Raw genomic sequence first — 20754 nt, 5'->3', positions numbered from 1 at the left:
GCGTATGATGACCGCATGGGCCACGGAACCGACACCGCCACCAGCGCCACCACCCGCGAGCGCCTCGACGCCGTCGGCACCGCCGACGTCGCCGCCACCCTCCAGGCCCTCGCCACCCCCTCGCGGCTGTACATCCTGGCCCGGCTCCAGGAGGGGCCCTGCTCGGTCGGCGACCTCGCCGACGCCGTCGGCATGGAAGCCTCCGCCTGCTCCCACCAATTGCGCCTCCTGCGCAATCTGGGACTGGTCACCGGCGAACGCCACGGGCGCTCGATCGTCTACGCCCTCTACGACAACCACGTCGCCGAACTCCTCGACCAGGCCCTCTACCACGTGGAGCACCTGCGGCTCGGGGTCCGCGACGCCCCTGCCGGCCTGCCCGCGCCCGCCGCCGCGGACTGAGGCGGGCGACCCGCCGCCGGCACTCGCCGAAGCCTCAGCCGGTCGGCGCACCGCCCGACGCGCCCGCCCGGTACACCTCGCTGACGTTCGGGCGCGCTGCCGGACGGTGTCGGGCGGCGGGGCCCCGCGCGAAGGCACGCAGGGCGTTCTCCGTCGTGCGCGTCACGAAGGTGCGGGTACGGGCATCCATCCCGTGGTCGCGGCCTCCGTCGGGGGTGCCGGCCATGAGGGCCTCCACCCAGCGCATGGTGCCGGTGGCGAACACGCCCGCGCCGCTCGGGACCGTGTAGTAGGCCGAGTCGCTGTGGCTGCGGCGGCCACCGCACACCAAGGGGGAGTGGGCCGTTATCTCCAGTCGCCCGGGGACGGGCGCAGCCGGTGTGACCCGGTCGTACTCGACGCCGACCAGGTGGTCGAAACCGTCGCCGGGCCGTACGCCCGTTCCCTCGTACAGCCAGTGGTCCGCCGCGTGGACGACGTACGGCGCGTCCGTCGGGAAGCCCTCGTAGAGCACTCCCGTGAGCGACGACTCGGGATCCGGCGCCGGAGCCTGGCGGAAGTCGGTGGTCACCAGGGCGGGCCGGGTGGTGTAGCAGGGGTCGGCCCGGACGGAGGTCTTGTAGCAGACCACCGTGCGGTCCGGCCGCGTCTCCCCGTGCTCGAGCCGGATACGGCGGAAACAGGTGTTGGCGCCGAGGAAGACCACGTTGGTGCCGGCGTCGCGGGCCTGCGTGACATGCCGGCGCTGCTCGGAGGTCCAGTACTCGTCGTGCCCCAGACAGACGACGGCGGCCGCGCCGCGCAGGACCTCCGGGTCGCGGTGCACATCCGTCCCGGTGGTGTAGGCGAGGGGTATGCCGAGCCGTTCCGCCAGGACCACCGCCGCCCGTTCGTACACCATGAACTTCTCCGCGCCGTCGGCGTCGTAGGGCCGGTCGAAGCTGACGGCCAGGGAACGGGTGGCGTACGCGCCGGAGGCACCGGCGTAGAGGCTGTAGCCGCCCCACCGGTTGTAGGCCTGCCAGGTGGCCGGGGCGTGGATCAGGACCGTCCGTCCCGAGCCCTGCGTGGAGCGCACGATCAGCGGGATGTGGCGCTGGTGGCCGCTGTCCGCCTCCAGCCGCAGCAGGTACGCGCCCTCCGGCCAGCCGGCCGTGCCGAACGTGAGCGTGCGCGGCCAGTCCGCGCGCACGGTGCGGGTGTCCGCCAGGAAGCGGGGTTCCGGCTGGACGCGGCCCCGCACGCGCTCCGACGACCACACGAGCCGCGCCCCGGCCCCGCCGTACCAGCCGACACGGAAGGCCGAGACCCGGAAGGACGACGCGGTCGTCGAGACGTACAGGCCGCACTCCTCGCCCGGCACCACGCTCACCCGGTCCGCGTAGCCGGCGACGGCCGGGGCGGGACCCCGGGACGTGATACGCCAGTCGGGTGTCCCCGGCCGGTCCCGTTCCGCTTCGGGCCGGTGGCCGACGGCCGCCCGGTGGGGTCCGCGCGGGGGAGCGGCAGCGTCGCAGGCGGCGGCCGTCACCGAGGCGAGCCCGATGCCGGCGCACGCTCCGAGGAAGCGCCTGCGCACCAGCCGCTGTACGGGCGCCGTCCCGTCCTCCGGCATCCCTTCCCGGCCAGGACCCGTGCCCATATCGCCTCCCGTAATTCCGGCCAGCGTCACCCGCTCTCCGGGACAAGGTGACACAGCGACGCGGGCCGCGCGCCCTGTTCCCGGGCGCCGGGCGTCATGGAGGGGCGCGGGCCGCGGCACCCCTGACACCGCCCCGGCCCGGTCCAGGGAGGCGGCGCCGGTGCGGCCAGGTCGCCCCGGCCCTGGTGACCGTCCTGCCGGCCCTCCACGCTCAGCTGTAGTACGCGATCTTCTCGTCCAGGACCGCCATGGCCCGGGACAGCGCGGCCACTCGCTGTTCCAGGGCGGCACGGCGCTCGCGGAGGAAGGCGACCCGGTCCTGCGCGCGGTGCTCGGCGCGCACGATGGCGACGAAGCCCCGCAGATCCGCGATGCCGAGGCCGGCGTCACGGAAGCACGTCACCATGCCGATCCAGAAGACGTCTTCCTCGGTGTACTCCCTGCGCCCACCGGCGGAGCGCCGGATCGGGCCGATGAGCCCTTCGCGCTCGTAGTAGCGCAGCGTGTCGAGGGAAACTCCGGTGCGGCCGGCGGCCGTTGCCGGGGTGATGGCGGTCATAGGGCCCCTTCCGTGACCGGCGCTACCGCGCTTCGGCGAAGCGCGCCACGTGCTCGTCGCCGAGTGCCACCTGGCGTGCGGCGAGCGCCTGCTCGACGTGCTCCACCCGGCTCGCGCCGACGATGGGGTCGATCCCCTGCCGCATCAGCCATGCGAGGACGACCTGGTTCCGCGTGGCCGAGAGTTCGCCGGCCATGTCGTCCAGGACCGACAGCACTCGGGTGGTCCCGAGATGATCGTAGGCTTGCGGAAGCGGCTTGTCCGCGCGCACGTAGGCACCCCACAGCAGCGCACTGTACGACCACACGGTGAGCCCTTCCGACCGCGCGAGGTCCATGTCCTCGGCGGTGAGCATGCGGTGACCGGCCTCCGGGAGGGGAGTGAGTGGGCGGGGCTGGACGAGTGAGTGGCGCAGTTGCAGGGCCGTCCACGGTTCCACGCCCTGCTCCCGCGCGAGCGACCGAGCGCGCTCGACGCGCCAGGCGGCATGGTTCGCCGCCCCGATCCGCAGCGCCGTTCCCTTCGTGACCAGCTCACCGAAGGCGCCGACTGTCTCCTCCAACGGCACGGCGCGGTCCTCGGCATGGGCCCAGAGCATATCGACGTGATCGACTCCGAGACGGTCCAGGCTCTCCTCGACGCCGGCGTGGACGGCGCGGCCGGACAGTCCTTCGGCGCTGTCCGGCCAGGAGTGCGGGACGAGCGGGTTCTGCCGGACCTTCGTCGCGATCCGCACCGCGTCACGCGCGCCCGGGCGGGCTCGGAGCCACGCGCCGATGAGGCGCTCACTGGCGCCGCCGACGCCGCTGGGGTCGGCCCAGAAGGAGTAGCAGTTCGCGGTGTCGAGCCAGACACCGCCGCCGGCGACGAAGGAGTCGAGGATCGCGAAGGCCTGGCCGCGGCCGCGGTCATCACCTGTTGCGCGGCTGGCCCGTGCTGTCGATGGCGGCCACGCTGCTCATCGCCGCCGGCCTGTACGTCCGCTGGAACCGGGCCGGCCGGCCCACCGGCACCGAGGACGTGGAGGGCCGGGCCGAAGAGACCTGACCGGGAGCGGACGCACCGACCGGAAGCGGCACCGGGCGACGACTACGGAACGCGCCCCATCTCCGCGGTGAAGAGCACCGGATCGCTGTCGAAGCCCCGGATCATCTCGCGCAGCTCCCACCCTCCGGACGCGTTCCTGGTGAACTCGGCGACCGTCGCGGCCGTGGCATCGCCGACCTGCGCGAAGTCGTCCGCCAGCAACTGCCGGTACCCCTCGACGACGACCACCCCGGCGTGGGACATGTCACCGAACGTACGGGGGCCGCCGTCCTGGTGGATGGCCACCCCGGCCACCACCCGCCCATAGGCGGACGACAGCCGCTCGAACTCCAGCTCCATCACCTCGACGAAGCCGAAACCCATGCCGGTCTCGCTGTGCCGGCTCATGTTGATGGTGCCGTCCGGCGACCTGCTGCCGTGGTGCACGACATACGCCGGCCGCCCGTAGAGGTCGTCCACCGGGTACGTCGCCGCGATGATGTCGAGATGCCGGGGCGGCTCCCCGTACGGACTCGGATCCCATCGGAGCCGCACCTCGACCTTGCCCAGCCCCTCACCGACACCGCTCACCTTGCCGCTCCCCCCTCAGAACCGCCGCGGGACATTCCCGCACAGTCAAGTATGTGTTTCCGACAGCCTTTTGAAGCATCCTCGGGGCTCTTCCCCCACCGCCGGGTCCCGCCACGCCGATCGGGTGGAGCCCGCCTCCGCCGTACCGCGGGTCGCTGCTGCCTCAGCCGAGGAACCGTGCCCTGACGGCCAGGACGGTGAGGACGAGCAGAACGGGGCCCAGGGGACGGCCGCGGTCGGCGCGCGGGGCGGGCCGGGTGGGCCGCAGCTCCGGATGCGTGTGGAGGGCGGTGACCTCCTGGACCATGCGCACGTACGACGGACACAGGTTGAGGCGACGCTCCGCCTTGGGCAGGCCCACGCCCGGGAGCCGCCAGGTACCGTCGCCCGTCATGGCTATCTCCACGCTCCCTTCCGCTGTGTAACGGACGGCTCGCACGCGTTCCCAGGGGACGTGCCGGACCTTCCACGCCCCTGCAAGCCACAATCCGGAACTGTCCGCCGTGACACGCCAGTTGAGCTGTACGGCAGCGGCGTCGGCCAGTGTCAGGGGGCCGAGCAGGAGCAGGACCTTCCAGCCGAAGCCCTCCGTCACGAGCAAGTGGACGCCGAAGGTGACACCCGCGATCATGAACACGGTCATGGCGAGGCCGCTCGTGCGTGCCAGAGCGCTCGGTCCCCAGCGCAGAGGATGTTCCGCCGGGGACAGGGGCGTGCGGAGAGGCGTGGGGACGCGGGCCGCCGCGGACGGCTCCTGCGGGCCGGTGGCCGCGGAGGTGGTGCCCGCCTGCCGGGTGGCGATGACCGGCCCCTTGCCGGGGCGGGGCAGCCGGACGGGGCCGGTCGTACGGATCACCACCGGCCGGCCGTCCCTGCCGGTGGTGGCGAGGACCAGTTCGCCGCCTTCGTGCGGGGAGCCGAACATGACGGCTTCGCGCAACCGGGTGTCCATGACGAGCGGTTCTTCTTCGTCCGCTTCGTCGTCGCCCTGTTCCGTCCCGGGCTCGTCCGCGTAGGCGCGATCCGCTGGGAACCGGCCGACCAGGACCGGTGAACGGGCGGCTTCGTCGTCGCCCGCGTAGATCCAGATCCGCCCGTGATCGTCGATGCGTTCCAGCACCCGCAGGGGCGGCGCCGGCGCACGGCGCAGTGCGGCGGCGCGGCGTCGGGCCAGGAGGCCGGTGAGCAGCATGGAACCCCCGGGCAGGCCGGCGGCCAGGATGAGCAGCTGCCAGCCGAAGGCGTCGTACGGCTCGGCTGCCAGGCGCCGCCACCTCCCGTCCTCCAGCACGGTCACCATGCCGCCGACGCGGTGATCCTCCGGGGAGGAGGCGCTGACGCTCAGGCGCCGGCCGTCGCCGGTGCGCACCCGAACCGACTCCGCGCCCCGTCCGACCACGGTCGCGGTGATGCGCGCGGCACGATCCGCGTGGTGCTGGTCCGCGCGGATGCCGTCGAGTCCCTGAACGACGGCGAAGGCGGCCACCCCGACGAGCACCAGCCCCGCGCTGACCGGCATGATCCCGCGCCGCGACCGGACGGCCGGCTGGGGCGGTGAGTGCCGGACGCCCGCGGCCCGTTCAGCCCGGCCTCGTTGCCGGTGACGGGCGGTGACGCGTGCGCAGGCGGCTGCCCAGCCGAAGGCCAGCGCCAGGAGGACGCTGGAGTTGGCGGCCACCGCCACCGGCCCGCTACCGGGCAGTTCTACGCGCGCGACGATGACCGCCAGGACCGGCGCGGCGATCAGGGCGAGTTCCGGCAGCCGGACGAGCCAGTACAGAAGCCCTGCGGACAGACCCGTCTCCGCCAGGCCGAGCCAGTCCGCACCGCACGGAGCGGCATCGCCGCACGGCCGGTCCGGTGTCGCCGCGCTCGCCCAGACCACGGTGATCAGCAGCGCCGCTGCCGACCACAGGGGCCGCGCCCAGGGCGCGCCCTGGGCGTGCGTCCATCGGGCGGCGGCGTCGGACGACCAGACGGCCGTGCCCGGGGGCACGGAGCCGGACGGTATCGGGACGGGAGGCTCGGACACCCGAGGATTATGCGGTGCGGACGCCCTCGCGACACCACCGGTGTGCGGCGATGTCCCGGACCGGGTTCGTCACGTACCGACGAAGCCTCGTCCCTGAGGGATCACCACACCCACCCGGTCGCCACCGCCTCCCCCTGCATGATCCATGTCACATAAAGATCGTGTGAGCTCTGGGCAACTCTTCCGGGTGTCCGTTGGTCATGTGTGCGAACACATTGGTCACTTCTGCCCCTGAGGTTCGCATGAAGCTTCGCCGTTCCCTGGCTCTCGCCGCCGCGACAGCCGCCCTCGCCCCGGCTGTCCTGCTGGCGGTCCCGGTCGCCTACGCGTCGGATGACGACAGCGCGTCGCCCACCGCCACCGAGACGGCCCCGGCCGAGGAGGAGTCCACGCCCGCGGCCGACGACACCACCCCGGCCGCCGACGACACGACCCCGGCCGGGGAGGAGTCCACGCCCGCGACGGACGGCACCCCGGGGACCGGCACGTCCAGCCCGTCCGCTTCCGAGACGGCCACCCCCAGCGCTTCGGCCTCGATATCGGCCTCCCCCTCCGCATCGGGGTCCCCCTCGACGTCGGCGTCCCCCTCGGCCTCTCCCTCCGGGTTCCCCACCGAGTGCGCCGACAGCGACGAGCCGAAGACCGACGACGATCTGCACACCACCCTCTCCGGCCTGCCGTCGAAGATCGTGGCGGGCAGTGGCTTCCACGACTTCGCGCTGAACGTCAGCAACAGCGGCCCTCACGCCTACCAGCGCGTCGACCTCGGCGTGTTCACCGCCCAGATGGACGAGAAGAACTACTTTGTCGACACCACCCACCTCGTCCTCCAGTACAAGGACCCGTCCTCCCGCAAGTGGGTCGACATCTCCCTGGACGAGAACGACGAGGGCGCCGGCTACCTGGGTTACACCGACGTCAAGGCCAAGGAGTCCTTCTCCATCGACCTGCGCCTGGCCGTGGACAGGACCGCCCCGGCCGGCCTCGGTTACGCCATCAGCATCGGCATGTACGCCGACGACGCGGGCAACTGCGTCTTCTCCGGCGACGACAGCTTCTACGAGTTCGACATCCTCAAGGCCGGCTCCGCACCCGGCGCCCCCGGCGACGCCAAGCCGCAGGGCGGCAACAAGCCGCTGCCGCAGAAGCCCGCGGGCGACACCGAGATCGTGCCTCAGGGCCACCTCGCCCGGACCGGCTCGAACTCCGCCCTCCCGGCCATCGCCCTCACGGGCGGCGCCGCGGTGGCGGTCGGCACGGGCGCGGTGTTCCTCGTGCGCCGCCGCAGGGCCTCCGGCTCCGGTGACGCCGCCTGACCGACGGCCTGCTGCGGGCGAGAGGGCCGCGGCCTGCGGTGATCAGGGGCGCGGCCTCTTCGGCATGGGTGTGACAGGTGCCGAAGGGGCGGCGGGTGTGAAGAAGGACCGCCCCGGGTGGTGCGCTGGGGCGGGCCGTGGGGGTTGCGGTACCGGCGGAAGCCGCGGGCGTGAGCCGATTCGTCACGGTCGGGGTGTGGTTGGCTGGACCAAGCGCCACGGGTGCGGCGGCGGTGGAGCCGCCCAGGGCCTGACCGCGGGGGGATGAGAGGCTTCGGGCGTCCATACGATGTCCGACCGGGAAACGGACGGCAGCGGAGCGGAGAGGAGGCGAGCTGCGATGGATCACCGGCAGCGCCCCCGGCGGCGCCAGGGTGAGCTGGAAGCACTGGTCCTCTCGACGCTGCGGGAAGCGGACGGACCGGCGACGGCCGGCTGGGTGCAGGAGCGCCTGGGCAGCGGTCTCGCCCATACGACGGTGATCACGATCCTGACCCGGCTGCTGGCCAAGGGGGCGGTCACCCGGGAACGGACGGGCCGGTCCTTCGCCTGGACCCCGGCGGCGGACCAGGCGGGCCTGGCCGCCCGCAGGATGCGCAGGGTGCTGGACGCCGAGCGTGACAGAGAGGCCGTGCTGGCCAGCTTCGTCACCGGCCTCGGCCCCGACGACGAACGGCTGCTGCGAGAACTGCTGAGCCTGCCTCGGAGCGAAGACGAGGCCTGACGCCTCCTTGGGCGCAGCACCGTGTCCGGCGCTGCTCATGGTGGCCGGCACCGCTCAACTGCCCCACAGATGGTACGGGCTTCGTCTCCGTCGGCATCCGGCGACGAGGCGGGACCTCGTCGCCGGGCCGGACGTCGTTCGCGCCGGCCCGGCGTCGTGGGCGGGGTCGGTCAGAGGTCGAACTCGTGCGGCGGCAGGTCGAGCGTGAAGCAGGCTTCGCGGACCACGGCCTGCTCGGTCTTGTCGAAGTCGCCGTCGGCGCCGCCGATGACGATGCCGATCTGGATGACAGCGCGGGCCTCGGCCGGCTTCTTCTTCGCCTTGGCGATCTCCTGGAGCACGCTGACCTTGCCGAAGGCGAAGTCGGCCGTCAGCTTGTTGAGGTTGTCCTCGAAACGGCGCCGCAAGTCGTCCGCGGGGAAGTTCTGGAGCACCTCGTTGGTGGCGATCAGCTGGGCAACACGCTGCCGCTCGGACGGATCGACGGTGCCGTCGGCCGCCGCGACCAGCGCGCACATCGCCATGCTCGCGTCGCGGAAGGCGCCGCTCTTGAGGTCGTTCTTCTTCGCCACGAGCTGGGTCTGCATCGTCGATGCGGACTCCTTGAAGCGGTCCCACAGGGCCATCAGAACTCCGTAAGGGTTGTGAGGTGTGCCCGACCGGGGGAGCGGCCGGAGCAGCACAATCTTCTACAACAACGTAGAAACTATCAGGAAGGGGCAGGGAGCCAGGGCTCTTCCCCCTCCTGTCTACGAACGACGGCCTCTCGACGTTCCGGCTCAGCCCTCGTCTTCGTCGTCGCCCTAGAAGAAGTCCCTCTCGAAAGGGTCCCTCTCGAAGAAGTCCCCGACCTCGCCGAAGACTTCGGCCGCCAGTGCTGCACGCGGGGGCGCGGCGCAAGCTCGGCCGAGCGCTCGTCGTCCCGCTCGGCGAGGTCGGCGGGGCATCACGGGGGACACGAAGTCCCCGTGCGGTGCAGCCCGGGAGGCGACGGCCGGGCATCGGCCCCGCGAGGAGGCCGGCCTCGGCGGACCCCCGTATATCACCGACGGTCCCACCGACTTAAGTGAAGGTCAAAGAAAAGGGTGTTCAACTTCTTGACCGAGTCATGATGGCCGGGCATGGTCGGGAGAGCGCTCTCCGACGCGCTCCGCCCCCGACTCCGCTCCCTAGGAGACGACTTCGTGTCCGCTCTCGGTACCACCGTGGCGACACCGCCACGAAGAGGACGCCCCGGTCACATGGCCCGCCACCGTGGGCGCGCTGGTCACCGCACGGCCGCCTACGCCAAGGCCCATCGGATCTAGCTCCCCACCGACGGCACCGACTGGCACACGGCCTACTCCACGACGACCGGCGCCGGGCACCTCGACGGTCCCCTCCACCGTCGTCTCCCCTCCCTGATCCCGTTTCCCTGATCCCACGCCCCGGGGCCACGCCGTCCTGAGCGTGGCCCCGTGCACCCACTCCCTCCGGGCCGGCCGAGCCCGCCCCGCACACCGGCCCGGAGGGACCGCACCCGCACCGACCGACCCGTCAGGAGCGTCCGTGTTCAGACCAACGTCCAGGATCACCCCCCTCCCACGCCGCGCCGGCGTGTCCCTTCTCGCGCTCGGCGCACTCCTCGCCTCCTCGCTCACCGTCGCCCTCGCGCCGAGCGCGCACGCGGCCGACGCCCTGCTGTCCCAGGGCAGGACCGCCACCGCCTCCTCGCAGGAAGGGGCCGGCTACTCGGCCGCCGCCGCGGTGGACGGCGACCTGACCGGAACCCGGTGGGCCAGCCAGTGGAGCGACCAGCAGTGGCTCCAGGTCGACCTGGGCCAGACGTCGAACCTCAGCCGCGTCGTCCTGACCTGGGAATCGGCCTACGGCAAGAACTACGAGATCCAGGCGTCCGACAACGGAACCGACTGGCACACCCTGAAGACGGTGACCGGCGGCGACGGCGGCACCGACGACCTCACCGTCTCCGGAACCGGCCGCTACGTCCGCATGCAGGGCCTGGCCCGGTCCGGCGGATACGGGTACTCGCTGTGGGAGTTCCAGGTCTACGGTTCCGCCGGCGGCACCACCCCGCCGCCGGCCCCGGGCGGCGCCGTCAAGGTCGAGGGCACCCAGGGCAACTGGCGCCTGACCGCGGGCGGCCAGCCGTACACCGTCAAGGGCGTCACCTGGGGGCCGGCGGTCTCCGACGGTCCCCGGTACCTGCCGGACGTCAAGGCCATGGGGGCCAACACGATCCGCACCTGGGGCACCGACGCGTCGAGCAAGACGCTCCTGGACGCCGCGGCGGCCAACGGGATCCGCGTCATCAACGGTTTCTGGCTCCAGCCGGGCGGCGGCCCGGGCGCCGGCGGCTGCGTCGACTACGTGACCGACACGACGTACAAGAACAACTCGCTCACCGAGTTCGCCAAGTGGGTGGAGGCCTACAAGAGCCATCCGGCGACGCTGATGTGGAACGTCGGCAACGAGTCGGTCCTCGGACTACAGAACTGCTACAGCGGCAGCCAACTCGAAGCCCAGCGCAACGCCTACACCAGCTTCGTCGACGACGTCGCCAAGAAGATCCACAGCATCGACCCCGACCACCCGGTCACCTCCACCGACGCGTGGACCGGCGCCTGGCCGTACTACAAGCGCAACGCACCCGACCTCGACCTGTACGCGATGAACTCCTACAGCAACGTGTGCAAGGTCCGCCAGGACTGGATCGACGGCGGCTACACCAAGCCCTACATCATCACCGAGACCGGTCCGGCCGGCGAGTGGGAGGTGCCCGACGACGCCAACGGCATCCCCGACGAGCCGACCGACGTGCAGAAGGCGGACGGCTACACCAAGGCCTGGAACTGCGTCACCGGCCACCAGGGCGTGGCCCTGGGCGCCACCCTCTTCCACTACGGCACCGAACACGACTTCGGCGGCGTCTGGTTCAACCTCGTGCCCGACGGGCTGAAGCGGCTGTCGTACTACGCCGTCAAGAAGGCGTACACCGGCTCGACGGCCGGCGACAACACGCCCCCGGTCATCAGCAGCATGACCGTCACCCCCGCCTCCTCGGCGCCGGCCGGGGCCGAGTTCACCGTGCACGCCGACGTCCGCGACCCCGACGGCGACCCCCTCACGTACAAGGTCTTCCTCAGCGGCAACTACGCGAGCGGCGACAAGCGGCTCGTCGAGGCGCAGTGGCGGTCGACCGGCAACGGGAACTTCGCCGTCACCGCGCCCCAGAAGCTCGGCGTGTGGAAGGTCTACGTCCAGGCCGAGGACGGCCACGGCAACGCCGGCATCGAGACCAAGTCCGTCAAGGTCGTCGCCCCGCCGGTGACCGGCACCGACCTGGCGCTGAACCGGCCCGCGACCGCATCCTCCTCGCAGCAGTCCTACGGCGACTGCCCCTGCACCCCGGCACTGGCCGTCGACGGCCGCTCCGAGACCCGCTGGGCCAGCGACTGGAGCGACCCGCAGTGGTTCCAGGTGGACCTCGGCGCGTCCAAGGCCCTGCGCAAGCTCCAGCTCGTCTGGGACCCGGCCTACGCCAAGTCCTACGAGGTGCAGGTCTCCGACGACGGCAGCAACTGGCGTTCGGTGTACTCCACGACCGCCGGTGACGGTGACGTCGACACCCTCGACGTCTCGGCCACCGCCCGCTACGTGCGCCTACAGCTGACGGCGCGCGGCACGAGCTACGGCTACTCCCTGCACGAGCTGGGGATCTACAGCTGACGGCTGTGCCCCGGACGACGGCGGCGGAACCCACACGGCTTCCGCCACCACCGCACCGATCGCACCACCCGCGCGACGCACACCCGCGTGCGCGGGCGCCCTTCCCACCCCCCATGGGCAGGAGACCCCCATGAGATCGAGTCCGAAACGACTCCCCGCACTCCTCCTCGGCACCGCGATGCTCGCCGGCGTCCTCGGCGTGGGCACCATCGCCTCCGCCGCCACCGACACCGGCGGCACGGCATCCGCGACCGTCACCCGCACCGGGCACACGATGGCCGTGTCCACCCAGGCGTCCGCCGACGACCCGGACGGCGACGGCTACATACCGGCCGTCCCCCAGGTCACCGGTGTCACGCCGTCCACGGCCACCCCGCCGCCGCGCTACTTCCACGAGTTCCAGGCGAACTGCTCGGTCACGCACACCGCCCCCGACGACCCGATCGTCTACCCGGGCCAGCCCGGCAAGTCCCACGACCACACCTTCATGGGCAACACCTCGACGAACGCCAACAGCACCGCGGCCTCGCTGTACGGCGGCGCCACCACCTGCAAGGCGCCCGCCGACGCCTCCGCGTACTGGATGCCCTCGCTGTTCAAGGGAGACCAGAAGATCCTCCCCGTCGGTCCGCAGACCATCTACTACAAGGCCGGCGTCACCGACTACACCAGCGTGCGCCCCTTCCCCAAGGGGCTGCGGTTCGTCGTGGGCAGCCCGATGCAGAGCGCCGACGAGTTCCGCCACCTCAAGGGCTTCGTCGAGGGCTGGGAGTGCGGCGACAGCTACTTCAACACGGACTTCCCCGCGACCTGCCCCAGCCGGGCCGACGTCCAGCTCAACATCCGCTTCCAGGCGCCCAGTTGCTGGGACGGGAAGTATCTCGACACACCGGACCACCAGAGTCACATGGCCTACCCGGTCGTCAAGCCCGGCACCAACGACAACATGTGCCCCGCCGACCACCCGGTCGCCGTGCCGATGATCGAGTTCAAGATGGCGTTCCCGGTCAACGGTGACATGTCGCAGGTGCGCCTGGCCAGCGGCCGCGGCTACTCCTTCCACTACGACTTCTTCAACGGCTGGGAGGACCGCACGCTCAAGGCCATGGTCGACCACTGCGTGGTGGGCGGCCTCCAGTGCGACGCCCGCGGGTACGACCAGACGCACCCGGAAGCGGGCGCGGCCCTGAACCAGGACTACCGGCTGCCCTGACCGGCGGCCCGTTCCGCTCGGCCCGGCCTGTCCCGTGCGCACCGCGGGGACAGGCCGGGCCCTCGGTCTGCTCCCCCCGGCGGGAGACGGCCTGCACCGTCACATCCGGGACGGACGGGATCGGACAACGCGCAGCCGTTCTCGGCGACGTAGAGGCGCGTCGGATGCCGTAGTCGTCGGTGAGCCGCATCAACAGGCTCTCCATGCCGTCGGCGTCGATCTGCCTGTCCGTGCGCGGGACGTCGGGCAGACGGAGCTCGCGGGCGTACGGGACCGGGCCGGCGGGGTCGTCCCGGCCGTGGCCGGGAAGTGGTGGCGGAGTCCGTGCCGGTCCAGCGGGGCCGCGATGGTCTCACCCGGTCCCGGGTACCGCGGGAAGAGCGGCCGGCCTCGGCGGCCGACGCCCTGGCACTACTCACCCCCGGAGGTGAACCGGATGTCCGCTGATCGCCGGCCCGCCGTCCTCGTCCTCGACGTCAACGAGACGCTCACCGACATGTCCCCGCTCGCGGCCCGTCTCGAGCACGTCGGCCTGCCCGGCCACCTGCTGTCGGCCTGGTTCGCCGGCGTCCTGCGCGACGGCGTCGCCCTCACCCTGGCGGGCGGCCGGGCCCCGTTCGCCGCGGTGGCCCGGGACGCCCTGCTGACCCTGCTGGCCCGTGAACGGCCCGGCGGGGTGGATCCGGAGGCGGCCGTGGAGCAGGTACTCGGCGCCCTGCCGGAACTGCCCGTTCACCCCGACGTCCCCGAGGGCGTACGGGCCCTGCATGCGGCCGGATACCGCCTCGTCACGCTCACCAACGGCGCGGCGGACACCACGCGCGCCGTGCTGGAGAGGGCCGGAGTGGCGGACCGCTTCGAGACGCACCTCGACGTCGAGGGGGCCGGCGGTCGCTGGAAGCCCGCACCGGCCGCCTATGCGCACGCGCTGGACGCCGTCGGTGTGCCGGCCGGGGCCGCGATGCTCGTCTCGGTGCACCCCTGGGACATCGACGGCGCCGCGCGCGCCGGTCTGGCCACCGCCTGGCTGCGGCGCACGCCGGTTCCGTACCCCTCCACGCAGCGCTCGGCGACCCGGCAGGCGGCCGGGATGACCGACCTGGCCCGGCAGCTCGGCGCGGCAGTGGACTGAGCCATCCCCGGTGAGGCACGGGGGGCGCCCCCACGGCACGCGCGGCAGAACGGCGGCTGGTGTCCGAGCGACGCCACGCCGCCATGGCCACGGTGGACCGAACGTGGGCCGGGCGGGGTGGGAGGTGGGCCCCCGCAGTCCATGATCACGCCGCCGTTTGCCGCCGCGGCGCCGGGCTACCCGGGCGAGGACCAGCCGGCCCAGGTCGCCGGAGACCCATGTGGCCAGAGTGTCGTGCTGCCCGACGACCCGGACACCCCCGGTTCGCGCAGGTGTCGCGCGTTGACATGCCGGTGTCCCGGCGCCGGGGTACCGAAGAGCCGCCGCGACAGGAGGCAACCCATGAGCAGCAAGCACCAGCACTACGAGGTCGACCGCGCCCCACGGGTCACCTGGGAGCAGCGCGCCACGGCCGGCGACCACTGCGGCAAGCCCGAGAAGGTGGGGAAGGCGGCCGTGCACGACCGGGAGCGTGTGGGCATCGCCGCCAAGGGCGTACGCCAGAAGCTGACCGAGATCGCCGAACAGCTGCCGGGACGACGCTCGTGAGCGGCGAGAGCGCCGGAGCCGGACCGGAGCTGGGCCCGCTCGCTGTCGACGCGGTCGACGTGCACGCCTTCACGGTGCCGACGGATGGCCCGGACGGGAAGGAACAGGACGGCACTCTGGAGTGGGACTCCACGACCATGGTTCTGGTCCAGGTGCACGCAGGTGGCCGCACCGGGACGGGTTACACCTACGGCGATGTGTCGGTGGCCTCGTTCATCGACTCCGAACTGGCGCCCGTGGTGCGGGGACGGAGCGCCTGTTCGCCGCCGAGCCTGTGGCAGCGCATGGGACAGCAGATCCGGAACGCCGGCCGCCCCGGCGTCGGGGCCATGGCGGTCTCCGCCGTCGACGTGGCCCTGTGGGACCTCAAGGCGAGACTGCTGGGCCTGCCGCTCATCCACCTTCTTCCGGCCTGCCACGACCGGGTGCCGGTGTACGGCAGCGGCGGCTTCACGAACTACCCCCTCGACCGACTCGCCGACCAGCTCGCCGGTTGGGCCGAGCAGGGCATCCCGCGTGTCAAGCTGAAGACCTCCCGTGAGCCTGAAGGGGATCCGCGGCGCCTCGCGGCCGTACGGAAGGCGATCGGCGACGAGTCCGAGATCTTCACCGACGCCAACGGGGCGCTCGGCCGCAAGGAGGCGCAGTACTGGGCGCACCGGTTCTACGACGAGTGGGACGTGCGGTGGTTCGAGGAGCCCGTCAGCTCGGCCGATCTGGACGGCCTGCGGATGCTGCGGGAGCGAGGACCGGACCGGCTGGAGATCGCGGCGGGGGAGTACGCGTTCACCCTGCGCGACTTCGTCAACCTCACCGAAGGTCCCGCCGTGGACTGCCTCCAGGCCGATGTGACCCGGTGCGGCGGCATCACGGGCGTGCTGGAGGTGGCAGGCCTGTCGGCGGCTCACCATCTGGACCTGTCGGCCCACTGTGCGCCGGCGGTCTCCGCCCACGCCTTCTGTGCCGTGCGCAGGCTGCGGCACCTGGAGTACTTCCACGATCACGTGCGCGTCGAACGCCTGCTGTTCGACGGCACGTCGACGCCCGACGGCGGTGCGCTGCGCCCGGACACCGGTCGGCCCGGCCTCGGACTCGACGTCAAGTGGGCGGACGCCGAGCCCTACCGCGTCCACGGCACGCGGACCGTTTGATCCTCCGGCTCGCACGAGGAGAGCGAAGACCCGAGAGCGAAGGCAACACGCGGGACCACCACGCGAGATCCCGGCCAGGACGCCCCCGGGCATCGCCGGGCCTCCACGGGCCCGGGAGACGGTAGACCTGGGTCAGCCGGAGCGGGCCCTGGGCAAGTACGTCCGGGGTGAAGCGCGCTTCGACACCGGTTCGCCGGGCCTCTACCGGCTGTAGGGCGCGGCGGGCGAGAGCCGAGCCTGCACCAGCTGCGTCTGCTCCTCGTGCCGGCGGAGGAATTGCACTTCGACCGCGCAGCCTCACGGATGTTCCTCTCCCAGCCGGCGCTCAGCCAGCAGATGCGGGGACCGGCGAGCGGCATGGCCGCTTCCGCGCCGAGCGAGCCGACGCGCAGTCAGCCGCTCACGGTGCAGGCAACGTCGCCGGGTCTGAGCCCGCGGCTCGACACGCGGCCCGACCTGCCGACCAGTCAGCATTCAGGTTGTGTTCAGGCTCTCTGTGCGACGGTCGAGGATCTCGGCTGCCGCGGGCGGCCGACTCATCTGTCAGGGCGCTCGCCCCGCTTGGCGGGGCGAGCGCCCTGTCATTCGACCGGACAGGAGACGTTGAGTTGGAGAATTCGGAGGTCCTCACCGACCTCGACGTGGCAGGCACGTCGAGCACGACCAAGTCGGTGATGAAGAAGCTGCCCGAGGTCACGCTGGCGTTCTGGATCATGAAGATCGCCGCCACGACCTTGGGCGAGACGGCGGGCGACCTCTTCGCACAGACCCTGAAGCTCGGCTACTTCCTCACCACGATCGCACTGTTCCTGATCTTCGTGGTGACGCTGGTGGTCCAGCTGCGATCCAGCCGCTACAACCCGTTCTTCTACTGGACCGTGATCCTGTCGACCAGCATGGCAGGCACCACGATGTCCGACTTCATGAACCGCGACGCCAGTTCCAAGTACCTCTCGGCCGGCGCCACGAAGCTGGGCTGGGGCCCGCAGGGCCTCGGTCTCGGCTACCCCGCCGGAGCGGCCATCCTCGTCTCGATGCTCCTGGCGATCTTCCTCGCCTGGAAGCTGAGCGGGATGACGTTCCAGATCCGCGACATCGTCACCTTCAAGGGCGAGGCCCTCTTCTGGTCGGCGATCCTCGTGTCCAACACCCTCGGCACATCCATGGGCGACTTCCTCTCCGACAGTTCCGGCCTCGGCTACGCCGGCGGCGCGCTGCTCGTGACCGGGGTGCTCGCCGTGCTCGTCGCGCTGATGAAGCTGCCCGCGGTGCCGAACGTGCTGTTGTTCTGGATCGCCTTCGTCCTCACCCGCCCGCTCGGTGCCACCGCCGGCGACTTCCTCACCAAACCGGTTGCCAAGGGCGGCCTGGATCTCGGCACCGCGGGATCGTCCGCCGTCCTGCTCGCCGTCCTGTTCGGGCTGATGGCCTACGCCTACGTGCAGGAGCGCCGCACCACCGGCCGGGCGGCGACGGACGAGCAGGAGCCGGCCACCCGGCAGGCAGGCTGACCGCGAACCCGGTCCCGGGCGCGAACCCGGTCCCGGGCGCGTGCCCGGGACCGTAGGTGTGGCTTGGCGCCGTAATCGGCCGGCCTGGACGGACCAGGACGACCGGGCGCCGCGTCCGGCTTCCGGATGCGGTCGTGCGGGGCTGCTGGATAGGCTCGGTGAGTGGCCGGGGGATCTGGACCAAGGCCCGGCGCATCAGCCGCCTTGCCCCGCCCAGCGGAAACGAGGACTTCCGCAGTCGAAACCTTCGCAGTGTTCGCCTCCACGGGAGGAAGGTGCGATGAGGTTCACCCGCATGCGTACAGCACAGGCCGCCGCGGCAGCCGTGGTCTCCATCCCGCTCGCGCTGGGAGGTCTGGCAGCTCAGAGTCACGCACAGGACGCGTCTCCCAGCCCCTCGGGGACGTTCGGTTCCGGCTGCTCGGCGCTCTCCCAGAAAGCCGACACGGCCAAGGACAAGGTCGTGGAGGCCGCGGCCGCGTATCCGAAGCTGAGCCAGCTGGTATCAGCCACGGTCAGAGCAAAACTGAGCGGCACCCTCGACGGAAAGCCCGACGTCACCGTCTTCGCGCCCAACAACCAGGCTTTCCAGAAGGTGACCGCGTCGCAACTTGCCTCGCTGCTGACCAACCAGGGCCAGCTCAAGAAGGTGCTGACCTACCACGTCGTGGACAAGCAGATCACCCCGGACCAGCTCTCCAAGGGCTCCTTCACGACGGTCGAAGGCAGCAAACTGACCACATCGGGCTCGGGCACGGACTTCAAGGTCAACGGCAAGGCGAACATCGTCTGCGGCAACATCAAGGCCGCCAACGCCACGATCTACGTCGTTGACACAGTCCTCCAGCCCCCGTCCTGACTGATAACTCCCGTTCGCCGCCGCGGGGCGACCCGAGGGGACCCGGGACCAGGACAGGGGCCGCTGCCAGCAGGCGGCCCGCCCTCGGCGGCGCGGTCAGTGCCGCGGTCCGGATTCCGCCGCGGACAACCCTTCCGGTGCCGTGCCGGTCGTGACGCTCAGCTCCTGGGTCCCTACGACGGACAGCAGTTCCAACTGCTCGGCTCCCCGGCTTCCGGGCGGCGCGGTGAACCACAGCAGGCGTTGGCGTCCGTCCTCGCTGAGGAGGTTGTAGCAGTCGAGTTCGATGACGCCGAGCATGGGGTGGACGATCCTCTTGTGGTCCATACGGCGCACCGCGACGTCATGGGTGTCCCAGAGGGCCGCGAACTCCTGGCTGCGGCGGCGTAGCACGGCCACCATCTTCGTGACCTCCGCGTCCCGGCCGCGCCGGGCGGCCGCCGCCTGGAGGTCGGCCACCAACACCCGGGAGTGGTGCGGGTGGTCCTCGGTCGGGTAGACCTCGCGCGTCTGCGGGTCGCTGAACCAGCGGTACACGAAGCTCGCCGCCGGGCCGCGGTGTGCCGTGGACCTGCCGAGCAGGGCCAGGGCCAGATCGTTCTCCACCAGGGTCTCGTGCAGGTCGGTGATGACGCGCGCAGGGGTGTTGGACAGCCGGTCCAGCAGTCCGAGGAGCGCGGGCTGCACGTGTGCCGATGGTCCGTGTGCCGACGGGGGGACCGGCCGTTCGGCCAGATGGAACAGGTGGTCGCGCTCGTCGCCGGTCAGGCGCAGGGCTCGGGCGAGGGCGGCCAGGGTCTGGGCCGAAGGCTGCACGCCGTTCTTGGCGCTGCCGCGTTCCAACTCGGTGTAGTAGTCGGCCGACAGCCCTGCCAGCTGGGCGACTTCCTCGCGGCGCAGCCCGGGGACGCGCCGGCGCGGGCCGGGGGAGAGACCGACCTCGGCGGGGCGGATGCGGTCGCGGCGTGTCCTGAGGAAGGCACCGAGTTCTGGAAGGTTCACCCCTCCATGGTCGCTCGCGCGCCGGAGCGTAACCAGGGGGTGGCATCCCCTGGGTGGACGCAGCCCTGGCTACGGATGACGGACCGGCCGATCGTGGAGGACGCAGCAGGGCGACGGCGAGGCCGGGGCCCGACCCGCATCCACCACAGGAGTCAGCGATGCCTGTCCCCACTTCCCTCGACGGGAGGGCTGTCCCGGCCCAGCACTCCGTCTCACCCCGTGTCGCGGTCGTCACCGGCGGCTCGCGCGGCATCGGCCGCCGGACGGTCGGCAGGCTGGCCGCCGACGGGTACGCCGTCGTGGTCGGCTACGCCGGCAACCAGGAGGAGGCCGAAGCTGCCGCGAAGGAGGTCGTCACCGGCGGTGGCCGGGCGATCGCGGTGCGCGCGGACGTCGCCGACGAACACGCGGTCGCGGCCCTGTTCGACGTGGCCGAAGCAGAGTTCGGCGGTGTCGACGTCGTCGTCCACACGGCCGGGCGGATGCACCTTGCGCCGATCGCCGAGCTGGACCTGGCAGCCCTGGACGACCTGCACCGCACCAACATCCGCGGCACGTTCGTCGTCGTCCAGCAGGCCGCCCGTCGGGTGCGCCCCGGCGGCGCGATCGTGACGTTCTCCACGTCAGTGGTGGGGCTGGCCTTCCCGGGCTACGGCGCGTACGCCGCCGGCAAGGGAGCGGTCGAGGCGCTGACGCTGATCCTGGCCCGGGAGTTGCGGGGCCGGGACGTCACCGCCAACACCGTCGCGCCCGGCCCCACGGCCACCGACATGTTCCTGGCCGGCAAGGACGAGGAGACCATCGCCCGCCTCGCCGCCCAGCCCCCGCTGGAGCGCCTCGGTACCCCGGCCGACATCGCCGAGGTCGTCGCGTTCCTGGCCTCCCCGGCCGGTCACTGGATCAACGGACAGGTCGTCCGCGCCAACGGCGGAATCATTTGAACCGCCCCCGGCCGCCCCGCCGACCGACGCGAGCCGGACGAGGACAGCCCGCTCACCGCAGGCAGTTCCCTGTGACCCCCCACTGAGAGAAGGAACAACCAGCCATGCCTTTCGCGAACTTCAAGGTCCCCGAGAAGACCCTCACCCCGAAGCAGAAGGAGGAGATCGTCACGCGCACCACCGAGCTGTACGTCGAGCTCTACGGCGAGCGCGCCCGCAACAACACCATGGTTCTGGTCGAGGAGGTGGCCGACGGCGGCTGGGGCATCTCCGGCAACGTGCTGACCCTCGCCATGCTCGGTGAGGCGACACCGACCGACTCCAGCGACGCCTGACCGCATCGGCCGTCGTCCGGCCGAGAGCAGGGTCCGGCCG

21 protein-coding genes and 1 pseudogene are annotated in these 20754 nt (G+C 71.8%); 14 read left to right on the top strand and 8 right to left on the bottom strand.

Translation table 11 applies throughout. The features are described from left to right. Positions 1-15: 15 nt before the first annotated feature. Entirely contained in the window at positions 16-402 is a 387-nt protein-coding gene (locus AB0F03_RS34420; protein ID WP_361999497.1) for a metalloregulator ArsR/SmtB family transcription factor, read from the top strand. 34 nt (positions 403-436) lie between these two features. Here the strand turns inward: AB0F03_RS34420 and AB0F03_RS34415 are convergent, their stop codons facing one another. The 3 genes from AB0F03_RS34415 to AB0F03_RS34405 all read right to left on the bottom strand — a co-directional run bounded on the left by AB0F03_RS34415 (position 437) and on the right by AB0F03_RS34405 (position 3486). Then, a complete protein-coding gene (locus tag AB0F03_RS34415; RefSeq protein WP_361999494.1) occupies positions 437-2044 on the bottom strand; it encodes a N,N-dimethylformamidase beta subunit family domain-containing protein in 1608 nt (535 codons plus the stop codon). 211 nt (positions 2045-2255) lie between these two features. Then, complete coding sequence (locus tag AB0F03_RS34410; protein ID WP_361999491.1) at positions 2256-2603, bottom strand: MerR family transcriptional regulator; 348 nt, start codon at positions 2601-2603, stop codon at positions 2256-2258. Between the two features lie 22 nt (positions 2604-2625). Beyond that, the gene (locus AB0F03_RS34405) at positions 2626-3486 is read right to left on the bottom strand and encodes an aldo/keto reductase (protein WP_361999526.1); all 861 of its coding nucleotides are present in this window, start codon (positions 3484-3486) and stop codon (positions 2626-2628) included. A gap of 35 nt (positions 3487-3521) precedes the next feature. Here AB0F03_RS34405 and AB0F03_RS34400 point away from each other — a divergent pair, with 35 nt between their 5' ends. Further along, positions 3522-3650 carry a hypothetical protein gene (locus AB0F03_RS34400; RefSeq protein ID WP_361999488.1) on the top strand — a complete coding sequence of 43 codons (129 nt, stop codon included), beginning with the start codon at positions 3522-3524 and terminating at the stop codon, positions 3648-3650. 42 nt (positions 3651-3692) lie between these two features. Here the strand turns inward: AB0F03_RS34400 and AB0F03_RS34395 are convergent, their stop codons facing one another. Together AB0F03_RS34395 and AB0F03_RS34390 are read right to left on the bottom strand one after the other, a co-directional pair. Continuing rightward, positions 3693-4220: a TerD family protein gene (locus AB0F03_RS34395; protein ID WP_361999485.1), complete on the bottom strand. Its 528-nt coding sequence runs from the start codon at positions 4218-4220 to the stop codon at positions 3693-3695. Between the two features lie 163 nt (positions 4221-4383). Further along, a complete protein-coding gene (locus tag AB0F03_RS34390) occupies positions 4384-6252 on the bottom strand; it encodes a hypothetical protein (RefSeq protein ID WP_361999482.1) in 1869 nt (622 codons plus the stop codon). 242 nt (positions 6253-6494) lie between these two features. Here AB0F03_RS34390 and AB0F03_RS34385 point away from each other — a divergent pair, with 242 nt between their 5' ends. Together AB0F03_RS34385 and AB0F03_RS34380 are read left to right on the top strand one after the other, a co-directional pair. Then, positions 6495-7568 carry a hypothetical protein gene (locus tag AB0F03_RS34385; protein WP_361999479.1) on the top strand — a complete coding sequence of 358 codons (1074 nt, stop codon included), beginning with the start codon at positions 6495-6497 and terminating at the stop codon, positions 7566-7568. A gap of 340 nt (positions 7569-7908) precedes the next feature. Beyond that, positions 7909-8292: a BlaI/MecI/CopY family transcriptional regulator gene (locus AB0F03_RS34380; RefSeq protein ID WP_361999476.1), complete on the top strand. Its 384-nt coding sequence runs from the start codon at positions 7909-7911 to the stop codon at positions 8290-8292. Between the two features lie 170 nt (positions 8293-8462). Here the strand turns inward: AB0F03_RS34380 and AB0F03_RS34375 are convergent, their stop codons facing one another. After that, positions 8463-8918 (bottom strand): TerB family tellurite resistance protein, encoded by a 456-nt coding sequence (locus AB0F03_RS34375; RefSeq protein WP_361999473.1) that lies wholly within the window; start codon positions 8916-8918, stop codon positions 8463-8465. Positions 8919-9840: 922 nt separating this feature from the next. On the opposite strand from AB0F03_RS34375, the gene AB0F03_RS34370 reads away from it, so the two are divergent. Further along, on the top strand, positions 9841-12021 hold the full coding sequence (locus AB0F03_RS34370; protein WP_361999470.1) for a discoidin domain-containing protein: 2181 nt from the start codon (positions 9841-9843) through the stop codon (positions 12019-12021). Between the two features lie 130 nt (positions 12022-12151). Beyond that, positions 12152-13234, top strand: coding sequence for a DUF1996 domain-containing protein (locus AB0F03_RS34365; protein WP_361999468.1), 1083 nt, complete (start codon positions 12152-12154; stop codon positions 13232-13234). Positions 13235-13329: 95 nt separating this feature from the next. Here AB0F03_RS34365 and AB0F03_RS34360 read toward each other — a convergent pair. Continuing rightward, positions 13330-13588 (bottom strand): annotated as a pseudogene (locus tag AB0F03_RS34360) (beta-glucosidase); the annotation flags it as partial. Positions 13589-13670: 82 nt separating this feature from the next. On the opposite strand from AB0F03_RS34360, the gene AB0F03_RS34355 reads away from it, so the two are divergent. From AB0F03_RS34355 to AB0F03_RS34330, 6 genes are all read left to right on the top strand, one after another. Then, the gene (locus AB0F03_RS34355; RefSeq protein WP_361999465.1) at positions 13671-14366 is read left to right on the top strand and encodes a haloacid dehalogenase type II; all 696 of its coding nucleotides are present in this window, start codon (positions 13671-13673) and stop codon (positions 14364-14366) included. A 342-nt stretch (positions 14367-14708) separates the two neighbouring features. Beyond that, the gene (locus AB0F03_RS34350; protein WP_361999528.1) at positions 14709-14915 is read left to right on the top strand and encodes a hypothetical protein; all 207 of its coding nucleotides are present in this window, start codon (positions 14709-14711) and stop codon (positions 14913-14915) included. Continuing rightward, positions 14912-16066 carry an enolase C-terminal domain-like protein gene (locus AB0F03_RS34345; RefSeq protein WP_361999462.1) on the top strand — a complete coding sequence of 385 codons (1155 nt, stop codon included), beginning with the start codon at positions 14912-14914 and terminating at the stop codon, positions 16064-16066. Before AB0F03_RS34350 ends, AB0F03_RS34345 begins: the two co-directional genes overlap by 4 nt. 237 nt (positions 16067-16303) lie before the next feature. Continuing rightward, a complete protein-coding gene (locus tag AB0F03_RS34340) occupies positions 16304-16741 on the top strand; it encodes a LysR family transcriptional regulator (RefSeq protein ID WP_361999523.1) in 438 nt (145 codons plus the stop codon). Further along, on the top strand, positions 16675-17577 hold the full coding sequence (locus AB0F03_RS34335) for a hypothetical protein (RefSeq protein WP_361999460.1): 903 nt from the start codon (positions 16675-16677) through the stop codon (positions 17575-17577). Before AB0F03_RS34340 ends, AB0F03_RS34335 begins: the two co-directional genes overlap by 67 nt. Positions 17578-17872: 295 nt before the next feature. After that, positions 17873-18436: a fasciclin domain-containing protein gene (locus AB0F03_RS34330; RefSeq protein WP_361999458.1), complete on the top strand. Its 564-nt coding sequence runs from the start codon at positions 17873-17875 to the stop codon at positions 18434-18436. A gap of 96 nt (positions 18437-18532) precedes the next feature. Here AB0F03_RS34330 and AB0F03_RS34325 read toward each other — a convergent pair whose 3' ends face one another. Beyond that, positions 18533-19438 carry a helix-turn-helix transcriptional regulator gene (locus AB0F03_RS34325; RefSeq protein ID WP_361999456.1) on the bottom strand — a complete coding sequence of 302 codons (906 nt, stop codon included), beginning with the start codon at positions 19436-19438 and terminating at the stop codon, positions 18533-18535. A gap of 158 nt (positions 19439-19596) precedes the next feature. Between AB0F03_RS34325 and AB0F03_RS34320 the strand changes: the two genes are divergently transcribed. Then, on the top strand, positions 19597-20379 hold the full coding sequence (locus tag AB0F03_RS34320; protein WP_361999453.1) for an SDR family oxidoreductase: 783 nt from the start codon (positions 19597-19599) through the stop codon (positions 20377-20379). Positions 20380-20483: 104 nt separating this feature from the next. Beyond that, positions 20484-20714, top strand: a complete 231-nt coding sequence (locus AB0F03_RS34315) for a 4-oxalocrotonate tautomerase family protein (protein ID WP_361999451.1) — start codon at positions 20484-20486, stop codon at positions 20712-20714. Positions 20715-20754 lie beyond the last annotated feature (40 nt).

Source organism: Streptomyces sp. NPDC028722 (genome assembly GCF_040637655.1).
In the GTDB taxonomy this organism is placed as follows: Bacteria; Actinomycetota; Actinomycetes; order Streptomycetales; family Streptomycetaceae; genus Streptomyces.
Note: the sequence above shows the minus strand (reverse complement) of the source record. Positions and strands in the feature narration are given on the sequence as shown.

What these genes read in the sequence shown, in the direction of transcription:
- AB0F03_RS34330 (WP_361999458.1), top strand. Translation starts at nt 17,873, where the DNA reads ATGCGTACAGCACAGGCCGCCGCGGCAGCCGTGGTCTCCATCCCGCTC.
- AB0F03_RS34415 (WP_361999494.1), bottom strand. Translation starts at nt 2,044, where the DNA reads ATGGGCACGGGTCCTGGCCGGGAAGGGATGCCGGAGGACGGGACGGCG.
- AB0F03_RS34380 (WP_361999476.1), top strand. Translation starts at nt 7,909, where the DNA reads ATGGATCACCGGCAGCGCCCCCGGCGGCGCCAGGGTGAGCTGGAAGCA.
- AB0F03_RS34350 (WP_361999528.1), top strand. Translation starts at nt 14,709, where the DNA reads ATGAGCAGCAAGCACCAGCACTACGAGGTCGACCGCGCCCCACGGGTC.
- AB0F03_RS34365 (WP_361999468.1), top strand. Translation starts at nt 12,152, where the DNA reads ATGAGATCGAGTCCGAAACGACTCCCCGCACTCCTCCTCGGCACCGCG.
- AB0F03_RS34320 (WP_361999453.1), top strand. Translation starts at nt 19,597, where the DNA reads ATGCCTGTCCCCACTTCCCTCGACGGGAGGGCTGTCCCGGCCCAGCAC.
- AB0F03_RS34385 (WP_361999479.1), top strand. Translation starts at nt 6,495, where the DNA reads ATGAAGCTTCGCCGTTCCCTGGCTCTCGCCGCCGCGACAGCCGCCCTC.
- AB0F03_RS34375 (WP_361999473.1), bottom strand. Translation starts at nt 8,918, where the DNA reads ATGGCCCTGTGGGACCGCTTCAAGGAGTCCGCATCGACGATGCAGACC.
- AB0F03_RS34410 (WP_361999491.1), bottom strand. Translation starts at nt 2,603, where the DNA reads ATGACCGCCATCACCCCGGCAACGGCCGCCGGCCGCACCGGAGTTTCC.
- AB0F03_RS34420 (WP_361999497.1), top strand. Translation starts at nt 16, where the DNA reads ATGGGCCACGGAACCGACACCGCCACCAGCGCCACCACCCGCGAGCGC.
- AB0F03_RS34315 (WP_361999451.1), top strand. Translation starts at nt 20,484, where the DNA reads ATGCCTTTCGCGAACTTCAAGGTCCCCGAGAAGACCCTCACCCCGAAG.
- AB0F03_RS34355 (WP_361999465.1), top strand. Translation starts at nt 13,671, where the DNA reads ATGTCCGCTGATCGCCGGCCCGCCGTCCTCGTCCTCGACGTCAACGAG.